Source organism: Simiduia curdlanivorans (assembly GCF_030409605.1).
Taxonomy (GTDB): domain Bacteria; phylum Pseudomonadota; class Gammaproteobacteria; order Pseudomonadales; family Cellvibrionaceae; genus Simiduia; species Simiduia curdlanivorans.
In genome coordinates, this window is the sequence record NZ_JAUFQG010000004.1 from 947,041 (window position 1) to 969,138 (window position 22,098).

At 51.8% G+C, this 22,098-nt stretch carries 22 protein-coding genes; all 22 read left to right on the forward strand.

Annotated features, from left to right (window positions below; translation table 11 throughout):
* The first annotated feature begins 69 nt into the window (after positions 1–69).
* The 22 genes from gspC (at position 70) to QWY82_RS04505 (ending at position 21,917) form a co-directional block, all read left to right on the forward strand.
* Positions 70–936 carry a type II secretion system protein GspC gene (gspC, locus tag QWY82_RS04400; protein WP_290260245.1) on the forward strand — a complete coding sequence of 289 codons (867 nt, stop codon included), beginning with the start codon at positions 70–72 and terminating at the stop codon, positions 934–936.
* 61 nt (positions 937–997) lie between these two features.
* Entirely contained in the window at positions 998–2,968 is a 1,971-nt protein-coding gene (gene gspD, locus QWY82_RS04405) for a type II secretion system secretin GspD (RefSeq protein WP_290260247.1), read from the forward strand.
* 5 nt (positions 2,969–2,973) lie between these two features.
* Complete coding sequence (locus QWY82_RS04410; protein WP_290260250.1) at positions 2,974–4,407, forward strand: GspE/PulE family protein; 1,434 nt, start codon at positions 2,974–2,976, stop codon at positions 4,405–4,407.
* Positions 4,408–4,411: 4 nt separating this feature from the next.
* A complete protein-coding gene (gene gspF / locus QWY82_RS04415) occupies positions 4,412–5,644 on the forward strand; it encodes a type II secretion system inner membrane protein GspF (protein WP_290260252.1) in 1,233 nt (410 codons plus the stop codon).
* 31 nt (positions 5,645–5,675) lie between these two features.
* The gene (gene gspG / locus QWY82_RS04420; protein WP_290263453.1) at positions 5,676–6,122 is read left to right on the forward strand and encodes a type II secretion system major pseudopilin GspG; all 447 of its coding nucleotides are present in this window, start codon (positions 5,676–5,678) and stop codon (positions 6,120–6,122) included.
* Positions 6,123–6,124: 2 nt separating this feature from the next.
* Positions 6,125–6,649 carry a type II secretion system minor pseudopilin GspH gene (gene gspH, locus QWY82_RS04425; RefSeq protein ID WP_290260254.1) on the forward strand — a complete coding sequence of 175 codons (525 nt, stop codon included), beginning with the start codon at positions 6,125–6,127 and terminating at the stop codon, positions 6,647–6,649.
* On the forward strand, positions 6,639–7,034 hold the full coding sequence (gene gspI / locus QWY82_RS04430) for a type II secretion system minor pseudopilin GspI (protein ID WP_290260256.1): 396 nt from the start codon (positions 6,639–6,641) through the stop codon (positions 7,032–7,034). Before gspH ends, gspI begins: the two co-directional genes overlap by 11 nt.
* Entirely contained in the window at positions 7,027–7,824 is a 798-nt protein-coding gene (locus QWY82_RS04435) for a type II secretion system protein GspJ (protein WP_290260258.1), read from the forward strand. Before gspI ends, QWY82_RS04435 begins: the two co-directional genes overlap by 8 nt.
* Positions 7,824–8,996, forward strand: coding sequence for a type II secretion system minor pseudopilin GspK (gene gspK / locus QWY82_RS04440; protein ID WP_290260260.1), 1,173 nt, complete (start codon positions 7,824–7,826; stop codon positions 8,994–8,996). Before QWY82_RS04435 ends, gspK begins: the two co-directional genes overlap by 1 nt.
* 15 nt (positions 8,997–9,011) lie before the next feature.
* Positions 9,012–10,298, forward strand: coding sequence for a type II secretion system protein GspL (gene gspL, locus QWY82_RS04445; RefSeq protein ID WP_290260261.1), 1,287 nt, complete (start codon positions 9,012–9,014; stop codon positions 10,296–10,298).
* Positions 10,295–10,792, forward strand: coding sequence for a type II secretion system protein M (locus QWY82_RS04450; RefSeq protein ID WP_290260263.1), 498 nt, complete (start codon positions 10,295–10,297; stop codon positions 10,790–10,792). The genes gspL and QWY82_RS04450 overlap by 4 nt, the downstream gene beginning before the upstream one ends.
* Before the next feature lie 31 nt (positions 10,793–10,823).
* Positions 10,824–11,603: a type II secretion system protein N gene (gene gspN / locus QWY82_RS04455; protein ID WP_290260265.1), complete on the forward strand. Its 780-nt coding sequence runs from the start codon at positions 10,824–10,826 to the stop codon at positions 11,601–11,603.
* On the forward strand, positions 11,604–12,584 hold the full coding sequence (locus QWY82_RS04460; protein ID WP_380736102.1) for an FAD:protein FMN transferase: 981 nt from the start codon (positions 11,604–11,606) through the stop codon (positions 12,582–12,584).
* Positions 12,585–12,796: 212 nt separating this feature from the next.
* On the forward strand, positions 12,797–13,321 hold the full coding sequence (locus tag QWY82_RS04465; protein WP_290260267.1) for an AraC family transcriptional regulator: 525 nt from the start codon (positions 12,797–12,799) through the stop codon (positions 13,319–13,321).
* 2 nt (positions 13,322–13,323) lie between these two features.
* Positions 13,324–15,201, forward strand: a complete 1,878-nt coding sequence (locus tag QWY82_RS04470; protein WP_290260269.1) for a tetratricopeptide repeat protein — start codon at positions 13,324–13,326, stop codon at positions 15,199–15,201.
* Complete coding sequence (locus QWY82_RS04475) at positions 15,201–18,110, forward strand: tetratricopeptide repeat protein (protein WP_290260271.1); 2,910 nt, start codon at positions 15,201–15,203, stop codon at positions 18,108–18,110. The genes QWY82_RS04470 and QWY82_RS04475 overlap by 1 nt, the downstream gene beginning before the upstream one ends.
* Positions 18,097–18,813: a tetratricopeptide repeat protein gene (locus tag QWY82_RS04480; protein ID WP_290260273.1), complete on the forward strand. Its 717-nt coding sequence runs from the start codon at positions 18,097–18,099 to the stop codon at positions 18,811–18,813. The genes QWY82_RS04475 and QWY82_RS04480 overlap by 14 nt, the downstream gene beginning before the upstream one ends.
* Entirely contained in the window at positions 18,810–19,094 is a 285-nt protein-coding gene (locus tag QWY82_RS04485) for a hypothetical protein (RefSeq protein WP_290260275.1), read from the forward strand. Before QWY82_RS04480 ends, QWY82_RS04485 begins: the two co-directional genes overlap by 4 nt.
* Positions 19,095–19,117: 23 nt before the next feature.
* Complete coding sequence (locus tag QWY82_RS04490) at positions 19,118–19,786, forward strand: MotA/TolQ/ExbB proton channel family protein (RefSeq protein WP_290260277.1); 669 nt, start codon at positions 19,118–19,120, stop codon at positions 19,784–19,786.
* Positions 19,787–19,883: 97 nt separating this feature from the next.
* Complete coding sequence (locus QWY82_RS04495) at positions 19,884–20,438, forward strand: ExbD/TolR family protein (protein WP_290260278.1); 555 nt, start codon at positions 19,884–19,886, stop codon at positions 20,436–20,438.
* Positions 20,435–20,950, forward strand: coding sequence for an ExbD/TolR family protein (locus QWY82_RS04500; RefSeq protein WP_290260280.1), 516 nt, complete (start codon positions 20,435–20,437; stop codon positions 20,948–20,950). The genes QWY82_RS04495 and QWY82_RS04500 overlap by 4 nt, the downstream gene beginning before the upstream one ends.
* 10 nt (positions 20,951–20,960) lie before the next feature.
* Positions 20,961–21,917, forward strand: coding sequence for an AgmX/PglI C-terminal domain-containing protein (locus tag QWY82_RS04505; protein ID WP_290260282.1), 957 nt, complete (start codon positions 20,961–20,963; stop codon positions 21,915–21,917).
* Positions 21,918–22,098 lie beyond the last annotated feature (181 nt).

The window sequence follows — 22,098 nt, forward strand, 5'->3', positions numbered from 1 at the left end:
GCCATCAACTTAACGAACCGAGATTGGTCAGCCCAATTTCATACCCTCACCGCCTCAACGGTACGCTTGGTGTCTGCAGTTTCGCCCACAGTTTGGCGCAACCTCGGCCTGCTGCTGTTATTGAGCTGGTTAACCTTTAGCGTCGCCAGATTAACTTGGCTAGTGGCCGCGCAACCGAATAGCTTTGTCGCCCAAGGTAGCTCGGTCAATTTGCCCCTGTTGAACCAGCAGAAGACGCAAGCCGGTGTCGATATCGAAAGTTTCGCGCAACTCAATCCCTTCGGTAAAGCAGCTGCGGAAGCAGTGGTCGAAACAGTGGCGCCATCCATCGAAGATGATGCTCAGGAGACGCGCTTGCAACTTGAACTGCAAGGCGTGTTTGCCACCGGCGATGCCGCGTCCGACAAGGCCATTATCGCCAACGGCGCCAACCAAAGCTTGTACGCCATCGGCGACGCTTTGCCTGGCGGTGCGAATGTAAAGCTCAGTAAAGTTTTGCCGGATCGAATAGTGATCGAAAATAATGGCCGCTACGAACTTCTCTGGCTTTACGACGAGAGCACGCGCGCGAAGCCGGCCTCGGCACCAGCCCCTAGGCCGATGCGCAGCAGTGCAAAAATTAGCCAAGACGTAGCCCAGCGTTTCGTCAATGACAAAAATTTGAGCGCAGAGTCTCTGGCCGACGTGGTCAAAATCAGTTTGAAGCGCGAGGGTCCTGATGTCATCGGCTTTGAAGTGAGGCCTGGGCGCGACCGGGATGTATTCGACAACCTAGGCCTGCAGTCAGGTGATATCGTCACCGCCGTGAATGGCACCAAATTATCCGATGCGGCCACTGCGGTCGAAGTGGCGAAGTCCTTAAGAGACGCGAAGCAAGCGACGTTAACTATCTTGCGGCGCGACCAAGAAACAACCTTGGATGTATCGTTAGAATAAAAACATTAGGGTGCTTGGTTATTGCCAAGTGCAGCAGTAATTGACTAAAAAGAAGAAATCCGTGAAAAAAGCCGTGCTAAATACAACTAAATTTTTCGCCACCGCTGTCTTAGCGGCAAGCCTTTTTGCCGTTTCGGTAGAAGCGGCCGGTCCTAGTTACACAGTCAACTTCAAAGACGCCGACATTCAAGAGGTGGTCAAATATGTTGCCGATACCACCGGCCGCACATTTATTGTCGACCCCTCGGTAAAAGGCCGCATCAAAGTTATTTCCTCTAAGGAGATGACCCAAGATGAACTCTACAACCTGTTTCTGGCGGTTTTGGATGTGCACGGTTTTGCCGCCATCGAGTCGGGCGATGTAACGCGTATTGTCAGCTCGAAAGAAGCCCGTAGTTTGCCGCTGGAAGTAAAAGACACCGCAACTCGCGGCAGCGATGGCATGATCACTCAAGTGATTCAGTTAAAAAATGTCTCGGCATCAAAAGCCTTGCCGGTACTGCGCCCCATGGTGCCGCAACACGCACACATGGCCGCTTACGATCCGAGCAATGCCATTATCATTACTGACACAGAAGCGAATATTGCGCGCTTGCAGGAAGTGATCGACCGCATTGATCGCTCCGCCGTCTATACCACCGAGCTGGTGAATCTAAAGCATGCCGGCGCCGAAGACTTGGTGCGCATTCTCACCCAATTACAGCGTCAGGAAGCGGGCAAAGCCGGTAACGACAACGCGCCGATGTTGGTCGCAGACAAGCGCTCCAATGGTGTGTTGATTTCGGGCGATGATTTAGCGCGCAGTAAGGTAAAAGATTTAATACGCCGGTTGGATATGCCACAGCAGCAAAGCGGCAACGTGCAGGTGGTTTACTTGGAATATGCTGAGGCGAAACAAGTTGCCACCGTGCTGACCAATGTTGTGAAGAACATGTCCAAACTCGATAAAGCCGAGGGTGCCGCGGCAACGGAAACGAGTGTCGAGGCAGACGAAGATACCAACTCATTATTAATCACCGCTGATCCCGCTACCCTACAATCTCTGAAATCCGTCATTGCGCGTTTAGATATTCGCCGTGCGCAGGTACTAGTAGAAGCGATCATCGTAGAAATTCTAGACGACAACAGTCAGGACTTGGGCGTGCAGTGGTTGTTCGGGACCAAGAATGGCACCTTCGGTTCCTCGGCACTACCAAACAGTGCCTTGGGTAGCATCGATGCAGATGAAGACGATGGTTTAGGCGCGATGATTGGTGGTTTGGCTAGTATTACCGGTCAAACGCTAGGCCAAGTATCCACTGGTGGCGGCACTGATTTTTTAGTTCTGGTAAATGCACTGCAAAGTCAAACCGACGCCAACATTCTTTCTACACCGAGCATAGTAACCTCCGATAACCACACCGCCACCATTAATGTGGGTCAAAACGTTCCTTTCGTTACTGGCTCCTTTACCAATAGCAATTCCGATAGCTCCAACCCTTTCCAGACTATTCAGCGCGAAAACGTCGGTATCATGTTAGAGGTAACGCCACACATTAACGAAGGCAATTCCGTGGTGTTGGAAATCAAACAGGAAGTTTCAAGTATTGCGGCAAATACGGTGTCTGCCACGGATTTGATTACCAATAAACGCACCATCGAAACCAAGGTCTTGGCCAGCGACGGCGAAGTGGTTGTGCTCGGTGGTTTGATGCAGGACGATGTGCAAACCGGTGAACAAAAGGTGCCGTTGCTCGGTGATATTCCATTTCTAGGTAGGCTATTTCGCTCTACCTCTGAAACAATTGTGAAAAGTAATTTGCTGGTTTTTATTCGCGCTACCGTGCTACGCGATGACGATGCCATGCGCGGCGCTACTGCAGAAAAGTATCGCTACATTTACGAAATTCAGCAAAAAACCGGCAGCATGCAAGGCTCATTTATTGACGCTCCCGAGCAAAATAAAATGGCACCTTGGAATCCCGGTAAAGGCGAACTCTTCATTATGCCCGGCGCCGAAAAAGCGCAGCAAGAAGCCGAGAGCGGTAAGTAGCGGCAATGAGAGAGCTTCTACCTTTTAGCTTTGCGCAAACCCATGGTGTGCTGCTAGCCGGCGACGAATTGTTGCACAGGGCCGGCGTTAATCATCAGGTCATCGTCGAGCTTCAGCGCCATTACGGCACGGCGTTAAACTTTGTCGAAATTCCCGATATCGATTTCAAACAGCGTTTGAAAGATGTGTATCACGACGATTCAGACGCGGCGCAGCAGGCTGTTGCCGATATGGATTTGTCGCAGCTAGTCGACGACATTCCAGAAGAAGGCGATTTGCTGGCGGGCAATAATGATGCCCCGGTCATTCGTTTGATCAACGCCATTTTGGCGCAAGCGGTTAAGGCTAAGGCCTCGGATATTCACCTTGAGCCCTGTGAAGATCGCGTCGCGGTGCGCTTTCGGGTCGATGGTGTTTTAAACGAAGTGCTACAGGCCAAGGCGCAATTGGCGCCTTTGATTAATTCCCGTATTAAAGTTATGGCGCGGCTCGATATTGCCGAGAAGCGCTTGCCCCAGGATGGCCGCATGTCGGTGACATTGGCCGGCCATACTATTGATATCCGCGTCAGCACCTTGCCCTCAGCCTACGGCGAACGCGCGGTGTTGCGTATTCTAGATCAGGCCGCCGGCGCATTGAAATTACATCAATTGGATATGCCGGCAAAAACCCACAAAGCCTTCGCCGCTTCGCTGCAAAAACCGCACGGTATTATTTTGGTTACCGGGCCTACGGGTTCGGGTAAAACCACCAGTCTTTACGCCGGCCTCACCGAGATTAATGATCGCTCGCGCAACATCATGACCATTGAAGACCCAGTGGAATATTTGTTGCCTGGCATCGCCCAAACCCAAGTTAACAGCAAGGCCAACATGACCTTCGTGCGCGGCTTGCGTGCCATACTGCGGCAAGATCCCGACGTGGTGATGATCGGTGAAATTCGCGACGGTGAAACGGCGAGTATTGCCGTGCAATCGTCATTGACCGGTCACATGGTGTTATCCACCTTGCACACCAATACCGCTATCGGTGCAGTTACCCGTTTGTTGGACATGGGCGTTGAAGCGTTCTTGTTGTCGTCGAGCTTGGATTTAATCATGGCTCAGCGGTTGGTGCGGCGTTTGTGTGCCTGTAAAAAACCCCACAAACCGACCCCGGCGGAGTGCGAACAATTAGGTTTTGCCCCAGAGGGCGAAATATTTTCGGCCAACGGCTGTGAAAAATGTAATCACACCGGATATCGCGGCCGCGTTGGTATCTATGAGCACATCGTTATCGATGAGCAGATGCGCCAGTTAATTCACGAGGGCGCGGGCGAGCAAACCATGTTGGCCTATGCTCGTCAATTTAGCCCGTCGATATTGGATGCCGGTAAAGCGCGCATTTTGGCCGGTGAAACCAGCGTAGAAGAAGTACTACGCGTGACCACCTTGAGTTAAGCCCATGCCTGCATTTTCCTATCAAGCTATCGATGAAAACGGCCGTCAGCAAAAGGGCGTTGTGGAAGGTGACTCCGAGCGCAGTGTGCGCGCCGAATTGCGCGGGCGAAATTTAAAGCCAATCAATGTCAAAGTGGCGAGCGGTGGCATGGGGCGCGAGGTGCCATCGCTGTCTTTTTCCTTTCGGATGCCAAAATTTCACCGCCGTATCAAAGATTCAGAGTTAACGGTATTAACACGGCAAATGTCGTCATTGTTAAATTCCGGTATGCCCTTGGTTGAAGCATTGCAAAGCACCGCCAACCAGCAGCGCAAACAAAATTTAAAAGAAATGATTTTACACGTGCGCTCGCGCGTGCTCGAAGGCCATAGCTTTGCCCAAGCGCTGGCTGAAGCGCCCCACGCCTTTGACTCCATGTATCGCGCCTTGGTGCGCGCCGGTGAAAGTGCCGGTTATCTGGGCCCGGTGTTGGAGCGGCTGGCCGCTTACACAGAAGCTACGTTTGAAACTCGCCAGCGGGTGCGCATGGCGATGATTTACCCCGTGGTATTACTGGTGGTGAGCATGGGTGTCATCGCCATGCTGATGACCTTCGTGGTGCCCGAACTGACCTCGGTTTTTGCCCACAGCCATCGCGAGCTTCCCACCTTAACCATCGTGTTAATTACGGTGAGCAATTATTTAAGCAATTGGGGCTTGTGGTCCTTATTGGCGCTCTTGCTCGCTATTATGGGCTTGCAAAAGTGGCTGCAAAAACCGTCGCGTACATTGAGATGGCACGGCATTATTTTACGCTTGCCGGTGTTTGGCGAAATCAGCGCGCAAATCAATTCTGCGCGTTTTGCCTCCACCCTGAGCTTGCTAACGGGCAGTGGTGTGCCTTTGCTAGACGCCATTAAAATCTCGACCCAGGTCATGACCAACGCGGTGATGGCCAAGGCCAGTGAAAAATTAGCGGTGGACGTGCAAGAGGGTTCGAGCCTGTCGCGCGCCATGGAAAAAACCAAATTATTTCCACCCCTGTTGGTGCAAATGACGGCGAGTGGTGAATCAAGTGGCGATTTGGATAAGCAACTTGAACACGCTGCGCGCAACATGGATCGCGAGTTGGAATGGCGCCTAGCGGCTGCGCTCGGGATCATGGAGCCCATGGTGGTGGTAGTCATGGGTATTTTAGTGACCGGAATTGTGATGGCAATTCTGCTACCGATATTCGAAATGAACACAATGGTTTAAACCGAGAGTCTGAGGTGTGTTAATGAGCAAAATGAAACGTAACCAAGGTTTTAGCTTGATTGAAATTATGGTGGTCTTGGTCATTTTGGGCCTATTGATCAGTATTGTTGCACCCAATGTGTTGGATAAAGCAGACGGCGCGCGCACGCAAAAGGCCTTTGCTGATTTCAAAGCCATTGAAACCGCATTGAAAACCTATCGCTTGGATAACTTCATGTATCCGTCCAGTGAGCAGGGTTTAGAAGCCTTGGTGACTAAGCCGAGTTTAGATCCAGTGCCTAAGCGCTACCCGGCCAGCGGTTATTTAAGCGCCCTGCCGAAAGATCCTTGGGGCAATGTGTATTTATATTTAAGCCCGGGCGAGCACGGTGAAATTGATATTTATTCACTGGGCGCGGATGGTGTTGCTGGCGGCGAAGGCCAGGCGGCCGACGTGGGTAACTGGATGAGCATGAGCGACTTCGACGAGCAAAATTAACTGTGCAACGAGCCCGAGGTTTTACACTCATCGAGTTGATGGTAGTCCTATTGATCATAGGGCTTGCGATCGGCATGGTGAATTTTAACTTGGGCGGCAGTGAAGAGCGTAAAGTTCGACAGGAAATTGATCGCTATTATCAGCTACTGCGCTTTGCCGATGAAAGTGCGGCGCTGCAGGGCGATCTTATCGGCTTGCTGTTTAGCAGTCAGTTTGATGGCCAATACAGCGGCCAAACCGAGCCGACAGTCACCATCGCGTGGTTTCGCTATCGCGCTGGCACCTGGGTGCCGGCAGAGGCACCTTTTACCGAGTTGACCTTGCCGGAAGGCTTGGCCTTGGAGCTGCGTTTAGACGAAGAGCCGGTCGATATCAGTAAAGAAGCTGAAACGCCACAAGTGATTTTTAGCGGCAGCGGCGAGATTTCCAATTTCGAAATGCGCTTGAGTTATCAAGATGTACCTATCGGCTATATCGCCATCGATGTCACCGGCGATTTGGTCCAGGCAGACAGCTATGAACCTTAACAGCAATCAGCGCGAAAAAGGTTTCAGTTTAGTCGAGGTGTTGGTGGCCTTGATGATCATCGGCATCGCCTTGCCGGCGCTGCTCGGGCAGATGCAATCCCAGGGCGATAGCCAAGCGCTGCTACGCAATAAAACCTTGGCGCTCTATGTGGTGCAAAACAAAGTGGCCGAATATGCCGTGTGGAAAAAACAGGGCAAGGGCAAACTATCCGATTCCGAGAGCGGCGATGTTGAGTTGGGCGGGGTGCGCTGGTACTGGAAGATGACGGCGAAAAATTTCCAGGATGTTCTCGGCCAAGGCTTTAATATGCAGCGCCTAGAAATTAGCGCCGGCCTAGAGCCGGATGAGGCCTTGAGCTCGGTTGAGGTTATTTTCAATGAATAGCTGCAACCAGCGCTGGCGCAGAAATACCCAGTTATCCGCTGCTGGCTTTACCTTAGTGGAAGTTCTAATTGCTATTTTTATCACTGCGATTATTGCCACCTTGGCCGTGCAAACCCTTGGCTCGGCAACCGTTTCCATGGAGCGCGGCAAGAGCCTCGGCGACCAATTGTCGGAAGTGGAGCGATTATTCTCGCTGATAGAGCAGGATTTGCGTTCGGTGCGTGTCGGTCGAAAATTTGAGTTCATCGGCGAAGAAGTTAGCCAAAGTTTAGCGGGCGCTGAGGAAACCAAAGACGATAGCTTCCAAGGTTACGGCGAAGTCTACGAAACCCGGGATTTAAAACAACAGCGCAAAAATCTATTAGAAAGTTTGGATACGGATCATCGCCTATTGCGATTGGTGCGCGCCGATTGGGTTAACTTCGGCCAAGCCCAACGCAGTGATTTGCAGCATGTGACTTATGCCTGGCATCAAGGCGCAATTTGGCGATTCTTTCGCCCAATCGATAGCGAAATTTTTGGCGACAACCCCATTACCGATGAGGTGTACATCGAAGATGTGTCTTTGGCGCGACGCATAATTTCCGACGTCAACAATGTCACCTTCAAATACCTAGTGCCAGGCAGTCCGTTTGAAACCGAGAGCAGTTGGTCAAATGTGTGGCCCACCACCGCTACACGCACCTCGGGCCCCAGCAGTTCGTCTTTGCCGCAAGCGGTAGAGGTCGTGCTTGAGTTAAAAGAGTTGGGCGAGATAAAGCGGGTGTTTTTACTGGGGGTTGACGGCTAATGCAGCTCTCTAAGCAGCGCGGCGCGGTATTGATTCTGGCCTTACTGATTGTCGCCTTGGTGGCCGGTTTGGCGGTGAACTATGCCAGCCAAATGCAATTGGTGCAGGCGCGCGCGGTGAATGGTTTTTACGGAGCGCAGCAAGAACTGTGGTCGGATTCTATGGTGCCCTTTGCCATAGGCGTATTAAAGTATGACGCCAATAATTCCACCACCGATCACGCCGAAGAAGATTGGGCTAAGTACCCGGTCAGCGAATCCATACCGGGTGGAAGTTTAATGGGTAGTTTGTCCGATGCTCAGGCCCTTATAAATATCAATAGTTTGGATGGCGGCATTCAGAATCAGTCTAACCCTTTAGACCCAGGCCGATTCACCGAGCCACAGCGGCGCTTTATTCGGTTCCTGCAAACCTTTGATGGTGTCACGGCAGATCCCGACGACCCTTTGGCAAAGGTGATCATCGATATGAATTTGGCCGTGGCTATTACCGAGGCGGTGGTTGATTGGATTGATAACGACGACAATACCATCGGTTATGGCGGTGCAGAGGCGTTACAGTATCAACAGGCAGGCGTCTCCTGGGTGCCGCCGAACGAGCTAATGGAGTCATTGCAAGAGTTACGACTGGTGCAAGGTATAACACCGGAAATCTATCAGGCCATTTCACCCTACTTAGTGGTGCTGCCGAATAGCCAGACGAAATTAAATATCAATACCATTCGGCCCGAGCGTTCGATGCGTATTTTACAAACGCTTAACGCGCCGACAGATTTGCTGCCCTTGCAGGCCCAAGCACTGGAGGGTTTTGCCTCGTGGCGTGGCGAGAGCGGCTTTGCCGCGCCCGCAGATTTGGCCAATAATCCAGACTTCTCTGCGATCTTGCCAGGCACGGCGCTCGATGTGTCGGATTTAACCGTTAGCTCCGAATATTTCTGGTTAAACACCGAAGTGCAAATTGAAGACAAAATCGTAAACCGACGCATTTTATTATTTCGAGATAGCGCGGATGTAAAAGTTGTGGCGCGCTATGCCGCCGGTCAAAGCACCAGCTTGCAAAGCTTGATGGACAAATCGTCAAGCGCAACAACCAGCAATGCAAAAGGTGGTAGTGGCGATCGCGCTGAAACAAAAAATGACAATAACGATGCGAACACAGATCGCAGGCGTTAACAAAAGTAGAAGATCATGACAACAGAATTAATGACCCAGACATCGACCGATGCACCCGCCGAGTTTGTTGCTGAGCAAGCGACACTTGAAGGGCTTTATCTCTACCCTTTGGCCGCTGAGCAAGCTGACGCCGGTGCCGTCTATCAATGGCAAACTTACCAGCAGGGCGAGTGGTCGGGTGTGTCGCAAGGCGACGCCGATAGCCTACTACAGGCGTTTGAGGTGTTGCCGGCCAATGTTGTTGTGGTGCTTCCCGCCAGCAGCGTGGTCACCCGCCGTGTGACGGTGAGCGAGGTGGAGCGCAGGCACTATAAAAAACTTATACCCTTTCAGCTCGAAGAAGACATTATCGAAGATGTAGAGGATCTACATTTTGTTTTTTCAAGTTTGGTTGGCGATAGCGTGGATCTTGCCTATACCGACAAAGCCCTTCTTAGCCAGTGGCTAACGCCACTGCTGGAAAAAAACATGTCGATCAGCCTAGTTACCAGCGAGGCGTGTTTATTGCCGGTGCTGGGCGAAAGTGGCTGGTGTTTTTTGTTAAAGGGCGATCGTATTGATTATCGCTTTAGCCGCAACCTCTACGGCACTCTTGCTTTGAGTTTGGCGCCACTTTTCTTTAAAAGCTTGATGGCCAAGCGCGAGGTGCCAACGCAGATTGAGCTTATCGCCGAATCGAACGACGGCCTGGCCGAGCTCGCCCAAGCGTTACCGCAAGCTTTGCAGGCGGTAGTGCAAAAGCGCCGCGTGCTAGCAACCCCACTGGCCGCGACCACGCTCAATAGCGTGAACTTGGCGGTGGGTTATTTTTTTCCGCGTATTCCCATCGCGCGCTGGTGGGCGCAATTGCGTTTGCCAACCCTGTTGTTGGGCATCGGTTTGGCGGTGCATTTGGCCGTTGCCTTAACGGAGTGGCAGCTGGCCAGTAGCCGCACCGAAGATGTTAAAGCTGCGATCACTGAACGCTACCGCGCGGCGGTACCGGTGGGCGCGATCAGTGATCCGCTCAAGCAATTGCGCAACCAAGTGGATCGCTTAGGCAACACCGGCAGTGCCAGTAACGCGCTGTTTATTCTGTCGCACTCGGTGCCTGTGCTCACTGCCATCGACGGCGTGGAAGTGAAAAACTTGCAGTTTATCAATGATGCCCAAGAGCTTCGCTTAACGATTCAAGCGCCGGCCTTGGCCGATGTAGACGCGCTGAGCGCAAATTTTAAAGCCAAGGGCTTTGGCGCCGAGGTGTTGTCCGTTAACGTCAATCAAGGTGTGCATCAGGCGCGTTTGAAGGTAACCAGAAAATGACCAATCAAAACCCTATTTCAGAATTTCTTTTTGCTCGGCCACTACGCGAGCAAACCCTGCTCGCCATTGGCGGCTGTTGTATTGCGCTGATGTTGTTGTGGCTGGTGATTGTTAAACCCATTCATGGGCTTAGGGATGAGGCATCAAAAACCTTAGTGCGCACGCAACAAATTTATGCGGAAGTGGATCAATTGGCCGCACAGCTCGAGGCCAGCAGATCTACCGGCGATGCCAATACGCGCTCGAGCAATGCCAGCATGACCGAAATTATTGATGTCAGTCTGCGCAAGTACGGCTTGTCTATTCGCGGCATTCAGCCGGGGCAGCAAGGCGAAGTCTTTGTGCGTCTCGAAGCTTCGCCAACGCAATCGGTTTGGCAGTGGCTGTATGAGATGGAGGCCGTGGTTGGTGTCAAAGTCAACGAGCTGACCATAAATCCAACGGAGAAAGAAGGTTGGGTTTTATTAACGGCACGATTAGAACAAGCGCGCTAAGCGCAGAGATAAAAACAGAAGTGAACGAGTTATGAAAATTTGGCGTTGGATTGTTCTAGGCGTAGTGTTGCTTTTTGTTTGGGTGCTACTGCTCGCGCCACCGACGCTGGTTGCTAATTTGGCCGCCAACGCTGGGCTGCAGCTGCAAGGTGTGTCCGGTAGCCTCTGGGCCGGCACGGCGAAGTCGGCGCGTTTGCAGCTGGGCAAGGTGCGCGGCAACAACCTTATCTTCGATATCGGCGAGTTTTCCTGGCGCCTAGAGCCTTTCTCGCTACTCGCGTTAAAGGCTTGTGCTGAGGTGGAAACCCAGTTGACTGTTCAGCAAGTTAAGGGTCGCGTTTGTGCATCGGCTGCCGGCAATGTCCGGGCAGAAAATCTAAGAATCAATTTCCCCGCCAGCTTTATCGAGCTTATGGCGCCGCTTGAGGCCAGTGGTCGAGTCATGCTGGCTTTAGATGATTTTCAGCTTTCCGGCGCGCAGGTTGAGCAGATGACGGGCGCCGGGCGCATTGAAAATTTAAATGTGCTTATCGGCAAAGATTGGCAAAACTTTGGTCATTTAAATCTCCAGGTGTCGGCGGCCGCGGCGCCCAATAGCGGTTTTGATTTTAGCTTGGTGAGCGATGACAGCGCGCTGCAGTGGCAGGCGAATGCTCCGGAGGTTCGGTTGGGTAACCAAGGTTTTGAAATGCATCTGCGCTCGTCCCTAAAGCTCTCCGAATCCTACCAATTGCAGTGGGGTGAGGGCTTGGCCATGATGGGTTTTGAGGAAAAAGATGGCGCTTACTTAATTGAAACCCGGTTGCCATAGATGTTGCGCCTGTTATTGCTTCTGTGGCTTGCGAGTCTGTCGCTGATTAGCCAAGCCGATTGGATCTATAAAACCGACGCCATCATGGGCACGGAAATCAGTGTTTACCTCTGGCACGACGATAGCGCTGCGGGCGAGCAAGCGGCGGCGGCGGTGATGGCCGAAATGCGCCTTATCGATCAATGGCTTAGCCCTTGGGTAGAAACCAGCGAGCTGTATAAGGTCAACCAGCAAGCCGCGCGGGCGCCGGTCCCTATTAGTGCGCCGTTTGCCGAACTGATTGCGCGCTCGATACACTACAGTGACCTGAGCAGCGGTGCCTTCGATATCACCTTTGCCTCAGTTGGCTTTAGCTACGACTATCGAGCCAAGGTTCAGCCTAGCGATGCCGACCGAGAGCGCTTGCTACCGGCCATTAACTACAAGCTACTGACGTTGGATCGCGATAAGCTGAGCTTGGCTTTTGCGCATCCCGATATCCGCATTGATCTGGGCGGCATTGCCAAGGGTTATGCGGTCGACAGAGCCATAGAGGTGCTGCAAGGCTTTGGCGTTGCCCACGCGACGGTGAGTGCCGGTGGCGACAGTCGATTGTTGGGTAATAAGCGCGGTAAACCCTGGGTGGTTGGCGTGAAAAATCCGCGCAACGAAAAGGCTATGGCGCTTAAATTGCCTTTGGAAAGTACGGCAATATCGACCTCTGGTGATTACGAACGATTCTTTATCGACGAAACCACGGGCGAGCGCATACACCACATCATGAACCCACAAACCGGTAAGGCCACGCAAGGCGTTACCAGTGTGACGGTCTTGGGCCAGCAGGGGTTCGATACCGATCCTCTCTCAACCACCGTCTTTGTATTGGGTGTGGAAAAAGGTTTGGCGTTGATCGAGCAGCTGCCGGGGTTCGATGCAATAATTATCGATTCCAGTGGCAAACTGCATTTCAGTAGTGGATTAATGCCGCCCGCCCAGAACTAAGGGCTTAAGCCTGCCTGCCGGTAGGTTTCAAGCCTCGGGCTGGGTAGAATTCGCTAAATGTGGGATACACCAAGGATTTTGCACGAGCGAACCGGTAAGCTAGCGGCTTTTTGTGTCAATCTACTTGGCGTGCCAATGCCGATGTTTTAGCTAGCTGGGTTTGGCCTGTGCCTTACCTGGCATATATAACGAAATAAGTTCGGGGATTAAGGATGTTGAAAAGCAACCAATGGCGGCGCTGGGGCGCAAGTGCGTTCTGTGCCTTAGCGCTGGGAATCGCTAGCGCGCAAGCGCAGGAAGCCAGCGACGTTGAGGCGTTAAAACAGCGGGTGCTGGAATTAAATCGAGATCTACTCATCCTCGAAGAAGAACTATTATTCCCAGCCAATACCCAGATGAGCGTGTTTCTGTCGATGGACGTGGGCAAGTTCTTTACCCTCGACTCGGTCAAGCTCATGGTGGATGACCAGCTAGTCGCTAGCCACCTCTACACCCATCAGCAGCTTGATGCACTGTTTCGCGGCGGCGTTCAGCGTCTGTATCTGGGTAACCTGAAAGCCGGTGCCCATGAAATCAGTGCCATATTCGTGGGCCAGGGTCCCGATGGCCGCGATTACAAGCGCGGCGCTCGGCTAACGATCGACAAAGACGAAGACCCCAAGGTGTTGGAGATTCGCATCACCGATTCGACGGCGCGCATGCAGCCCGAGTTTGATATCAAGGAATGGGATAACTGATAGTGACACGGCCTAGCTGTATTACCGCCGTGAAACGCACCCTGCTGGCTGCGCTTACGGTTGCCTCGGCGGCGAGCTTTGCGGCCGACGAACCCCTCCCAACTAGCGTGGCTGATCTGCGCTATGGCGTAACCCTGTACGAATATTACCAAGCCAATTATTTTGCCGCCTTGAGTGAACTCATGGTGGCCGAGGCGCGCGGTGGTATTCAAGGCCACAAAGATAACCCTGAACTCATTGCCGGCAGTATCGGCCTAGCCTTCGGCATGGAAGAGCGCGCCGGGGCTGCTTTTACCAAATTACTCGATCAAGCTCGGCCGCAAGTAGTGCGCGATACGGCTTGGTTTTACCTTGGTAAGTTGCAGTACCATCAAGGCGATTGGCTCGGCGCCGAACAGAGTTTTAGTCAAATATCGCCCGAGGTGGATAAGCGCCTGAAGCGCGAACTGGCCTCTATGCGGGTGCAGGTGTTGTTGCGCAATAATGACTTCAAAGGCGCAAAAGAGCTTGTTGATGGCCTAGAGAACTTGGGCAATTGGGCCGAGCTGATTCATTACAACATGGGTGTGTCTTTTGGCCGCGAAGGCGATGCCGTGGCGGCGCAAAGATATCTGGCCAATGTCACCGGCACGGAACTTAACGCAAACCCAGTTGAGCAAAAGCTACAGCGCGCGCTGCGCGATAGAGCTTACACCGCAAGTGGCTATGTGCACATTCAGCAAGGTGAATACGATGATGCGGTGGCCCAGTTTCAACGGGTGCGTCTAACCGGCCCCTATTCAGACCGCGCGTTGCTTGGCTTGGGTTGGGCAGAGATTTCGCGCAAGAATTACGACAAGGCCTTAGCGCCTTGGCAAACCTTAAGTGAAGGCTCGCTACAGCAGAGCCCAGTGTTAGAATCGCTGTTGGCGATACCTTATGCATACGAGCAGCTAAATGCCGATGTGGCCGCTTTATCGGCCTATGAAAGTGCCGAGCTAATCTTCATGCGCGAGCTGGAAAAAATTGCTAGCTTGCGAGAAAAATTAGCCGAGCAATTTCTATTAGAAAGTATTCGTTCAGCGGCCAGCAATCAGAATCAAAGTTGGTTTGCACTGGACGAAAAAGTCGCGCTGCAGCCAGAGCTAGCCTATCTTACGGAAATTTTTGCGCGCAACGACTTTCAAACCAAAGTGCAGTCGGTGCGGGATCTATTGTTCTTGCAGGCAACGCTAAAACAGTGGAACGAAAAGCAACGTGTGTACGCAGACCTGTTGGTTCTACGCGGTCAGGTGCGCGAACAAAAACTCGCCAACATGGAAGCCACCGGCTTGCTGACCCAAGAGGCCGAATTGCGCGAACAAGCCGCCGACTTAAGCGCTTGGGTTACGGCGGTAGAGAAAGACCGCGACTATTTAGCGCTGATTACCGACGAAGATTTGCTCGATAACTTAGACATTGTCGACACCGCTCTTGAGAACCTCGAGGACATGAGCGCCAGTGGCGAGGATATGAGTGAGGAGCTTCGACAGCTGAAGTTTTTCCGGGGCATCATTAGCTGGCAGGCGCAGAATAATTTCTCAGAAAATTTATGGGCACAAAAGCGTCACTTAGCCGAGCTAAACGCTCAGCTTGAAAAACTCACGCAAACGCAAAAGTCGCTGCAAAAAGCCATTGATGAAGCGCCTGAAATTCTGCCCTATCAGCAGCGCATGAGCGCACTCGACCAGCGTTTAGCAGCTGAAACTATGGCTATTGATCAACAATTGGCCGCCGAAGAAAAAGCGCTCCGAGCGCAAGTATTGAAAGCACTCGATGAGCAACAAATTCGCGTTAAAAATTACCTAGCGCGCGCCCGCTTAAGTGTGGCGCGCCTGTACGATGAGCGGTTAAAGCAGTGATGGGTATTGCCAGCATAAAACCAAAACCTCTAGTGGTGGCCATTGCCCTGCTGGGTGTGTTGAGCCTAACCAGCTGTAGCCTGTTTGACGACGAATTGGTCGACAACAGTCCAAAGCTGGAAAACCTTTTGCCGGCGCGCATGCCCGAGGTTCAGGCCATTGTGGCCGATACGGAATTGGAAACCGTGCAGCGGCATTATCAGGCGGCGCTAGAAGTAGCGGAAGATGAAGAAATTCGTCGCGATATTCACGAGCGTTTAGCTGAACTGGCGATGATTCGCGCCGAACAAAAATTATTAGATGGCGTGGAAGACCCAGCGCCGTACTTTGCTGAAGTCGTCACCCAGTACAAAGCGCTCCTTAGCTACCCTATGGATGAGCATTACAATCCCGCGCGGCAACAAGAGGCGGTGTATCAGCTCGCCAGAGCTTACGCGCTCACCGGCGCTATGGAAGAATCCACGCAAGCCTTGGAAACACTGACCAGCAATCATCCCGATGCGGAATTTGTGGCCGAGGCAAAGTTTCGCCAGGCCGAAGCGGCATTTAGTGCGGGCAATTACGTTGCCGCCGCCGACGGTTATCAATTAGTTATGGATCACGGTGCCGAGACGCCGTATTTCATCAACGCCACCTACATGCATGGCTGGGCTATGTTTAAACGCGGTTGGTACCCGCAAAGCTTGGATTCTTTCACCCAAGTATTGGATATTCTGTTGCCTGAGGGCTCACAGGCATCCAGCTTAGCGCCCAGTAATTTCAATTTGTTGAATGATTCGCTGCGCATTATGGCGGTGACTTTTTCCTACCTCGACGGTCCAGATACCATCGAGCAGACCTACGCGGAAACCGGTAAGCGCCACTATCATCACTTGCTGTATGAGCACCTAGGTCGCTTGTATTTGGAAAAAGAACGCTACCGCGATAGCGCCGATACCTACGGTCACTACGTGGCGAACAATCCGCTCGATGAATACTCGCCAAAATTTTCCGTGCTGCAAATTGAGGTCTACGGGCAGGGTAATTTCCCCTCGTTGATTCTGCCGGCGAAACAAGACTTTGTGCGCAACTACGGTTTTACCAGCGCCTATTGGAGTGGCTTGCCGGAGACAGATCGAGAGCCGATTCGCAAACATCTCTATACCTTTTTAGACGAGCTGGCCAGCTACGAGCACAGCAGCGCCCAGCAGGCCAAGGCCGATTTGGAAAAATTGCGCACTGATAAATCGGTCAAGCCGGAAGACAGAGACAAATTGATCGCCGCACAAATAGCCAAGCGCGTAGGCCACTATGCGCAGGCCGCGCTCTGGTATTCAGAATTTATTAGTACCTTTCCCGAAGATCCGAAAACCCCAGAAATGGCGTTTTTGATGGGTGAGGCCTTGTATGAGTCGGGCAAAATGGAATCCGCTTTTGCCGCTTTCGAAAGTGTCGCCTACCGCTATAAGGACGCCAAGCGTGGAGCAGAGGCCGGCTATAGTGCCATTCTTGCGGCCACTGAAGTATTGGCGACCGATACCTTGTCTGAAGAGGATCGCGCGGCCTGGGGCGAGTTGAAAATTGCCACCAGTCTACGCTTTGCCGATAGCTTTCCTACAGACGCTCGCTCGGCTGCGGTACTTACCCAGGCGGCCGACGAACTACTCGCATTGGGTCGTCCCGAGGAGGCGATCATCGCCGCCCAGCGCGTGACCCAGTGGCAGCCCGAGCCGAACGCCGAGCTACGCAAAACCGCGTGGCTCATTTTGGGTCAAAGTTATTACGATACTAATCAATACGCGCAAGCCGAGTCTGCCTACCAGGAAGTCCTCAACTACCTGCCAAAGGATGATCCGGCGCGCAAAGATATCACCACCCGCATTGCTGCGAGCGTGTATCGATCGGCCGAACAGTTACTGGCCGCAGGCACCGTGATGGCCGCTGTGGATCAACTCGTGCGGGTGCAGGCTTTGGCTCCAGGAAGTGATATTGCTATCAGCGCGCAATACGATGCCGCTAGTTACTTAATGGATTTAGAGCAGTGGGATGAAGCGCAGAAATTATTGTTAGATTTTAGAAAACAATACCCAGACCATAAACTCACGCCCAGTATCACGCCGAAAATGGTGGTGATCTATGAAAAACAGGAGAGCTGGTCGCTCGCAGCGGATGAATTATTAAAACAAGCCAGGGTGAGTGCCGATCCAGTGCTGCAACAGCAGTCGCTATTTGTTGCCGCCGAGTACTATGAGCGCGATAAAAAAGTGCCAGAGGCAATCAATTACTATCGCGAATATGCGCACAATTATCCCGAGCCCTTTAGTCAAAATTTAGAAGCGCAATATAAATTGAGCGAACTGTATTTGCAGGAAGGTAATGACCAGAATCGCAATTTTTGGCTGCGCAAAATGATCGATACCGATCGCGACGCCGGCGAAAATCGCTCCGATCGCTCGATCTTTTTGGCGGCCATGGCAACCAGCGTTTTTGCCGACGAAGCCTACCAGCAGTTTGCTAGCTTGCCGTTGAAATTACCCTTGAAAACCTCTTTGGCAAACAAGAAGAAGGCGCTGCAAAATACCTTGAATAAATACCAAGCGCTAAGCGCTTACGGTGTCTCTGAGTACACCACCCAAGCCAGTCACCGGGTTGGCGCCATCTACGCTCAGCTTAGCCGCGATCTTATGGACTCCCAGCGTCCTAAAGGATTGGATGAACTGGAGCTCGAGCAGTACGAAATTTTATTGGAAGAGCAGGCTTTTCCGTTCGAAGAGCAAGCCATTGAAATTTTCGAAACCAATGCGCAGAGATCCTGGGCCGGTATCTATGATAGCTGGGTCAAGCAGAGCTTTGCTGAATTAGAAAAGCTATTGCCGGCGAGATATAGAAAGCAGGAAGCCGTTGTGGAGGTTAGCAATGCGCTGCGTTAATTATTCTCGCGTTTTACTTGTGATCGCCTTTCTGTTGCTAGCCGGTTGTAATACGGCGCCGGTGGAAAAGAAAGATGCGCAGCAACGCGAAGTAGAGCTGCCAGTGGTCGATCCGTCGGCCATTGTCACCCGTGTCCCTAGCCCCAACCCCTACGATCAATTAGCGGAACCCAACGACCCAGAGGTGCGCGCCATATTTGAAAAGGCCAATGGGCTTATGGCCAAGCAACAATGGGCTTCGGCCGAAGCATTGTTGCTGCAGGCGATAGCACAAGCGCCTAGCTATGCCGGCTTGTACTATAACTTGGGCCGGGTTTATCAAAAGTTAAACCGGCCCGAAGACGCCGAAGCGCAGTACCGCAATGCCATTGGGCTCAATAGTCAGCACATCTACGCCTATAACGCCTTGGCGCAATTAAAGCGCGAAGCCGGCGCCTTTGACGAAGCTGAGGCCCTGTATCAGCAAGCGCTCGCGGTCTGGCCCGATCACGCCGATAGCTACAAAAATTTAGGCATTCTGTACGACCTCTACATGGGCAAGTTGCAAGAGGCGTTAGTGCAATACAAAAATTATCAAGCTTTACAGCCCGAGCCGGATCGTTTGATGGCCGCGTGGATTATCGATTTAGAACGCCGATTGCCCGCCGAGCCAGCGTCTGAAACAGCGCCCGTTGAATCCACCGAAGAGGTGAGTGCAGAATGAAAACATTACTAGCCTTGGCCTGTTTGATGGGCATGAGTGCATTTAGCTTTGGTCAAGACGTCACCTTAGGCACAACGGTGACCGGCAACCAAGAGCAACCCAAAGTTCTCTATATAATTCCGTGGCAAAACGCGGAGAGAAGTGGCGCATTAGAGGGCACGATGAACTCGGCGCTTTCAGATGTATTTCTATTGGTAGATCGGAATGAGCTAAAACGTGAAATTCACGTGATAGAAACGTTACTACCAGATACTAAAAGTCCAACTATTGTTGACAACTAAACCCCAGCACTGAGGAACCTTCTATGGATTTCATCAACACCATTCTTCGATTTTTTCAGGATGGCGGCACATTTATGTACCCCATTTCCCTCGTCCTCGTGATCGGGCTTGCCATCGCCATTGAGCGCTGGGTGTTTCTAACTCACGCAAAAATCAGCAATAGACGCGCATTCGATCGTATTTTGCCGCTCTTAGCAAAAGGCGAGTACAAGAAGGTTGTCTCCATGGGCAACACCGAAGATGCACCCGTTGCCCGCATGGTAGCTTCTGGTGTTGCGCGCATGGCTGAATCACAGCGCCGCGACGACATCGAGCTGGCCATGGAGGAAGGTGTAATGGAAGCCGTGCCGCGCTTGGAAAAGCGCACGCCCTACCTAGCAACTTTGGCTAACATCGCCACCTTGTTAGGTCTGCTGGGTACCATTATTGGTTTGATTGCGGCCTTCACCGCGGTAGCCAACGCAGATCCAACGGAAAAAGCCTCGCTGCTGTCGCAAAGTATTTCGGTTGCGATGAACACCACGGCTTTCGGTTTGATTGCTGCAATTCCTTTGTTGCTATTGCACGCCATGCTGCAAACCAAAACCACTGAGATTGTTGATAGTCTCGAAATGGCTGGTGTTAAGTGTTTAAACATCATGGCAAGTGCCCGTGCTGTGGTAACCAAAACGCGCACGCAAGACCCAAGTTAATAACAGCAACGTTGGCGTTATTGCCAATCATTAGCGCTGCCTAAAAACAGCAGCACATTGAAAAACGTTACTGACTATTCTCACAAAGGTTTAACGCATGTTGAGATCCAAACATAAACACAAGCCAGAGGCCGAGCTCGACATTACGTCGTTCATGAACCTCATGATCGTGCTCGTGCCGGTTTTGTTGCTCTCAATGGTGTTCGCTCATATTACCGTGTTGGATTTAAAGTTACCTGATTTGGCGGCAGACCCAGCGTCTAGCCCAGATACGCCCGATCAGTATTCATTGGAAGTGGTTATCTACCCCGAAGGGTTTGTGATAAACCAGCCGGCGGGTCGCCGTTTAAGAAGCATCCCGGCTACCGATGAAGGTCAAGACTATAAAAATCTATCCGTGACCCTTCAGGCCATCAAACAGCGCCTCGAAGAGATTGGTAATGAAAAGCGAGACATCGTTGTGCTGTCGCAAAAAGATACAGATTATCAAACTCTCGTATCTGTCATGGACACAGTTCGATCGTTTAAAGCGGTGGTCGCCGCCAATGAAGTGGATGCATCATTATTTCCCGATGTTTCACTGGGTGATGCGCCGGTAAATATTAATTTTGATGCAACGCCCGTTGCCGAAGCCGGAGGTGTTACACCATGAAACAATCACTCCGCGCTAAACGCATGGCCGCGCACCATAAGCGTCAGAAACAAGGTTCAAAACTTAACCTCGTTTCACTGATGGATATTTTCACGATTTTAGTTTTCTTCCTGCTGGTGAATTCGTCGGATGTAGAAGTTTTGCAAACCGATAAATCTATCGTGCTGCCAACCTCTAGTTCTGAGCAAATGCCCGATACGACGTTAGTGGTTCGGATCAATGCCAATGACCTCATTGTTGGCGGCAGAGCTGTGGCGCGAGTAGACGAAGTTATTGCAGCCAAAGGCCTCGATATAGAAGCGCTCGCGTTAGAACTAAAATACTTAAGTGCAAAGGCTCGTCCGCTAACACCGGAAGAGCAAGTGAAAGGTCGCGCTGTCACCATTATGGGTGATAAAGCCATACCTTATACCTTGCTTAAAAAAGTGATGGCAACCTGCGCTCAAAACGAATACCGCAATATTTCTTTGGCTGTGTCTAAAGCCGAAGAAAAAGCGGCTAGCGAAACTTGAGGCGGGGACTATGCAAAAATCATTTATAGGAATTCCGCCAAGTCTACTTCTGCCATGGAGCTCGCTAGAGCACGACAACGAAGTTTACATCAAGATTCTACGCATACTTTTGGTGGTCTTGCTGTTGCTCAGTATTGTTGTGCCCCTGATTAACGTGCCAGAAATTGACCGTGAAAAGGCAGAGGCGCTACCGCCCACCTTAGCCAAAATTATTTTGGAAAAGCAGGCGTTGCCGCCACCGCCACCGCCTAAGCCAAAGGAGCCGGAAAAGCCTAAGGAAGAGCCTAAGCCCGAGAAAAAGCCTAAGGAGCCTGAGAAGCCCAAGGAAAAGCCCAAGGAAGTTGAGCCGCCAAAACCCGATGTAGCTAAAGCGCGGGAAAAAGCCGCTGTATCTGGCTTGTTGCAGTTCCAAGATGACTTAATGGATATGCGCGAAGCCTTGGATGCTTCAGACATCGCCAGCGCTAACATTACTCGCGGTGCAGCCGAAGCTGAGAAAATGGATAGATCCATGATTACCAGCGGCGCCAAGTCTACCTCTGGTGGTATTAGTAGCGCGGCAGTGAGTCGGGAAACGGGCGGTGTTGCATTAGGCGGGCGCGAAACTACCAAGGTAGATTCCAAGCTAGCCGCCGGCGGCACGGAAGTTAAGGCGAGCAAAACCAACCGCGATGTATCCGGTCGCAGCGAGGAAGAGATTCGCCGCGTGATGGATAAAAACAAAGCGGCAATTTTTGCGATCTACAACCGTGCGCTACGTCAAAACCCAACCCTTCAGGGTAAAGTTGTGGTGAAAATGGTGATTGAACCCAATGGCTCCGTGTCGGCGGCGTCTATTGTGTCCAGTGATCTGAATGATCCCGATTTAGAAGGAAAGATACTTTCGCGTTTGAAGTTAATCCGCTTTGCCGCGGACAACGTTACGCAAACGTCGTTAAACTACTCTTTCGATTTCTTACCCTACTAAGAAAACAGCCGCCAGCCTAAGTGCTGGCGGCTTTTGTCCTGCTCACAGCCAAATATTTTCTTGCGCAATTGATTCCAAGGTGGGTGTGATTACCCAAGCTGAATCTGCGACATAAGTATCGTTTTATATAAATAAGTCGAGCGGCTGGAAATACTGTCATCCAAGTCATTGCTGCCATTGG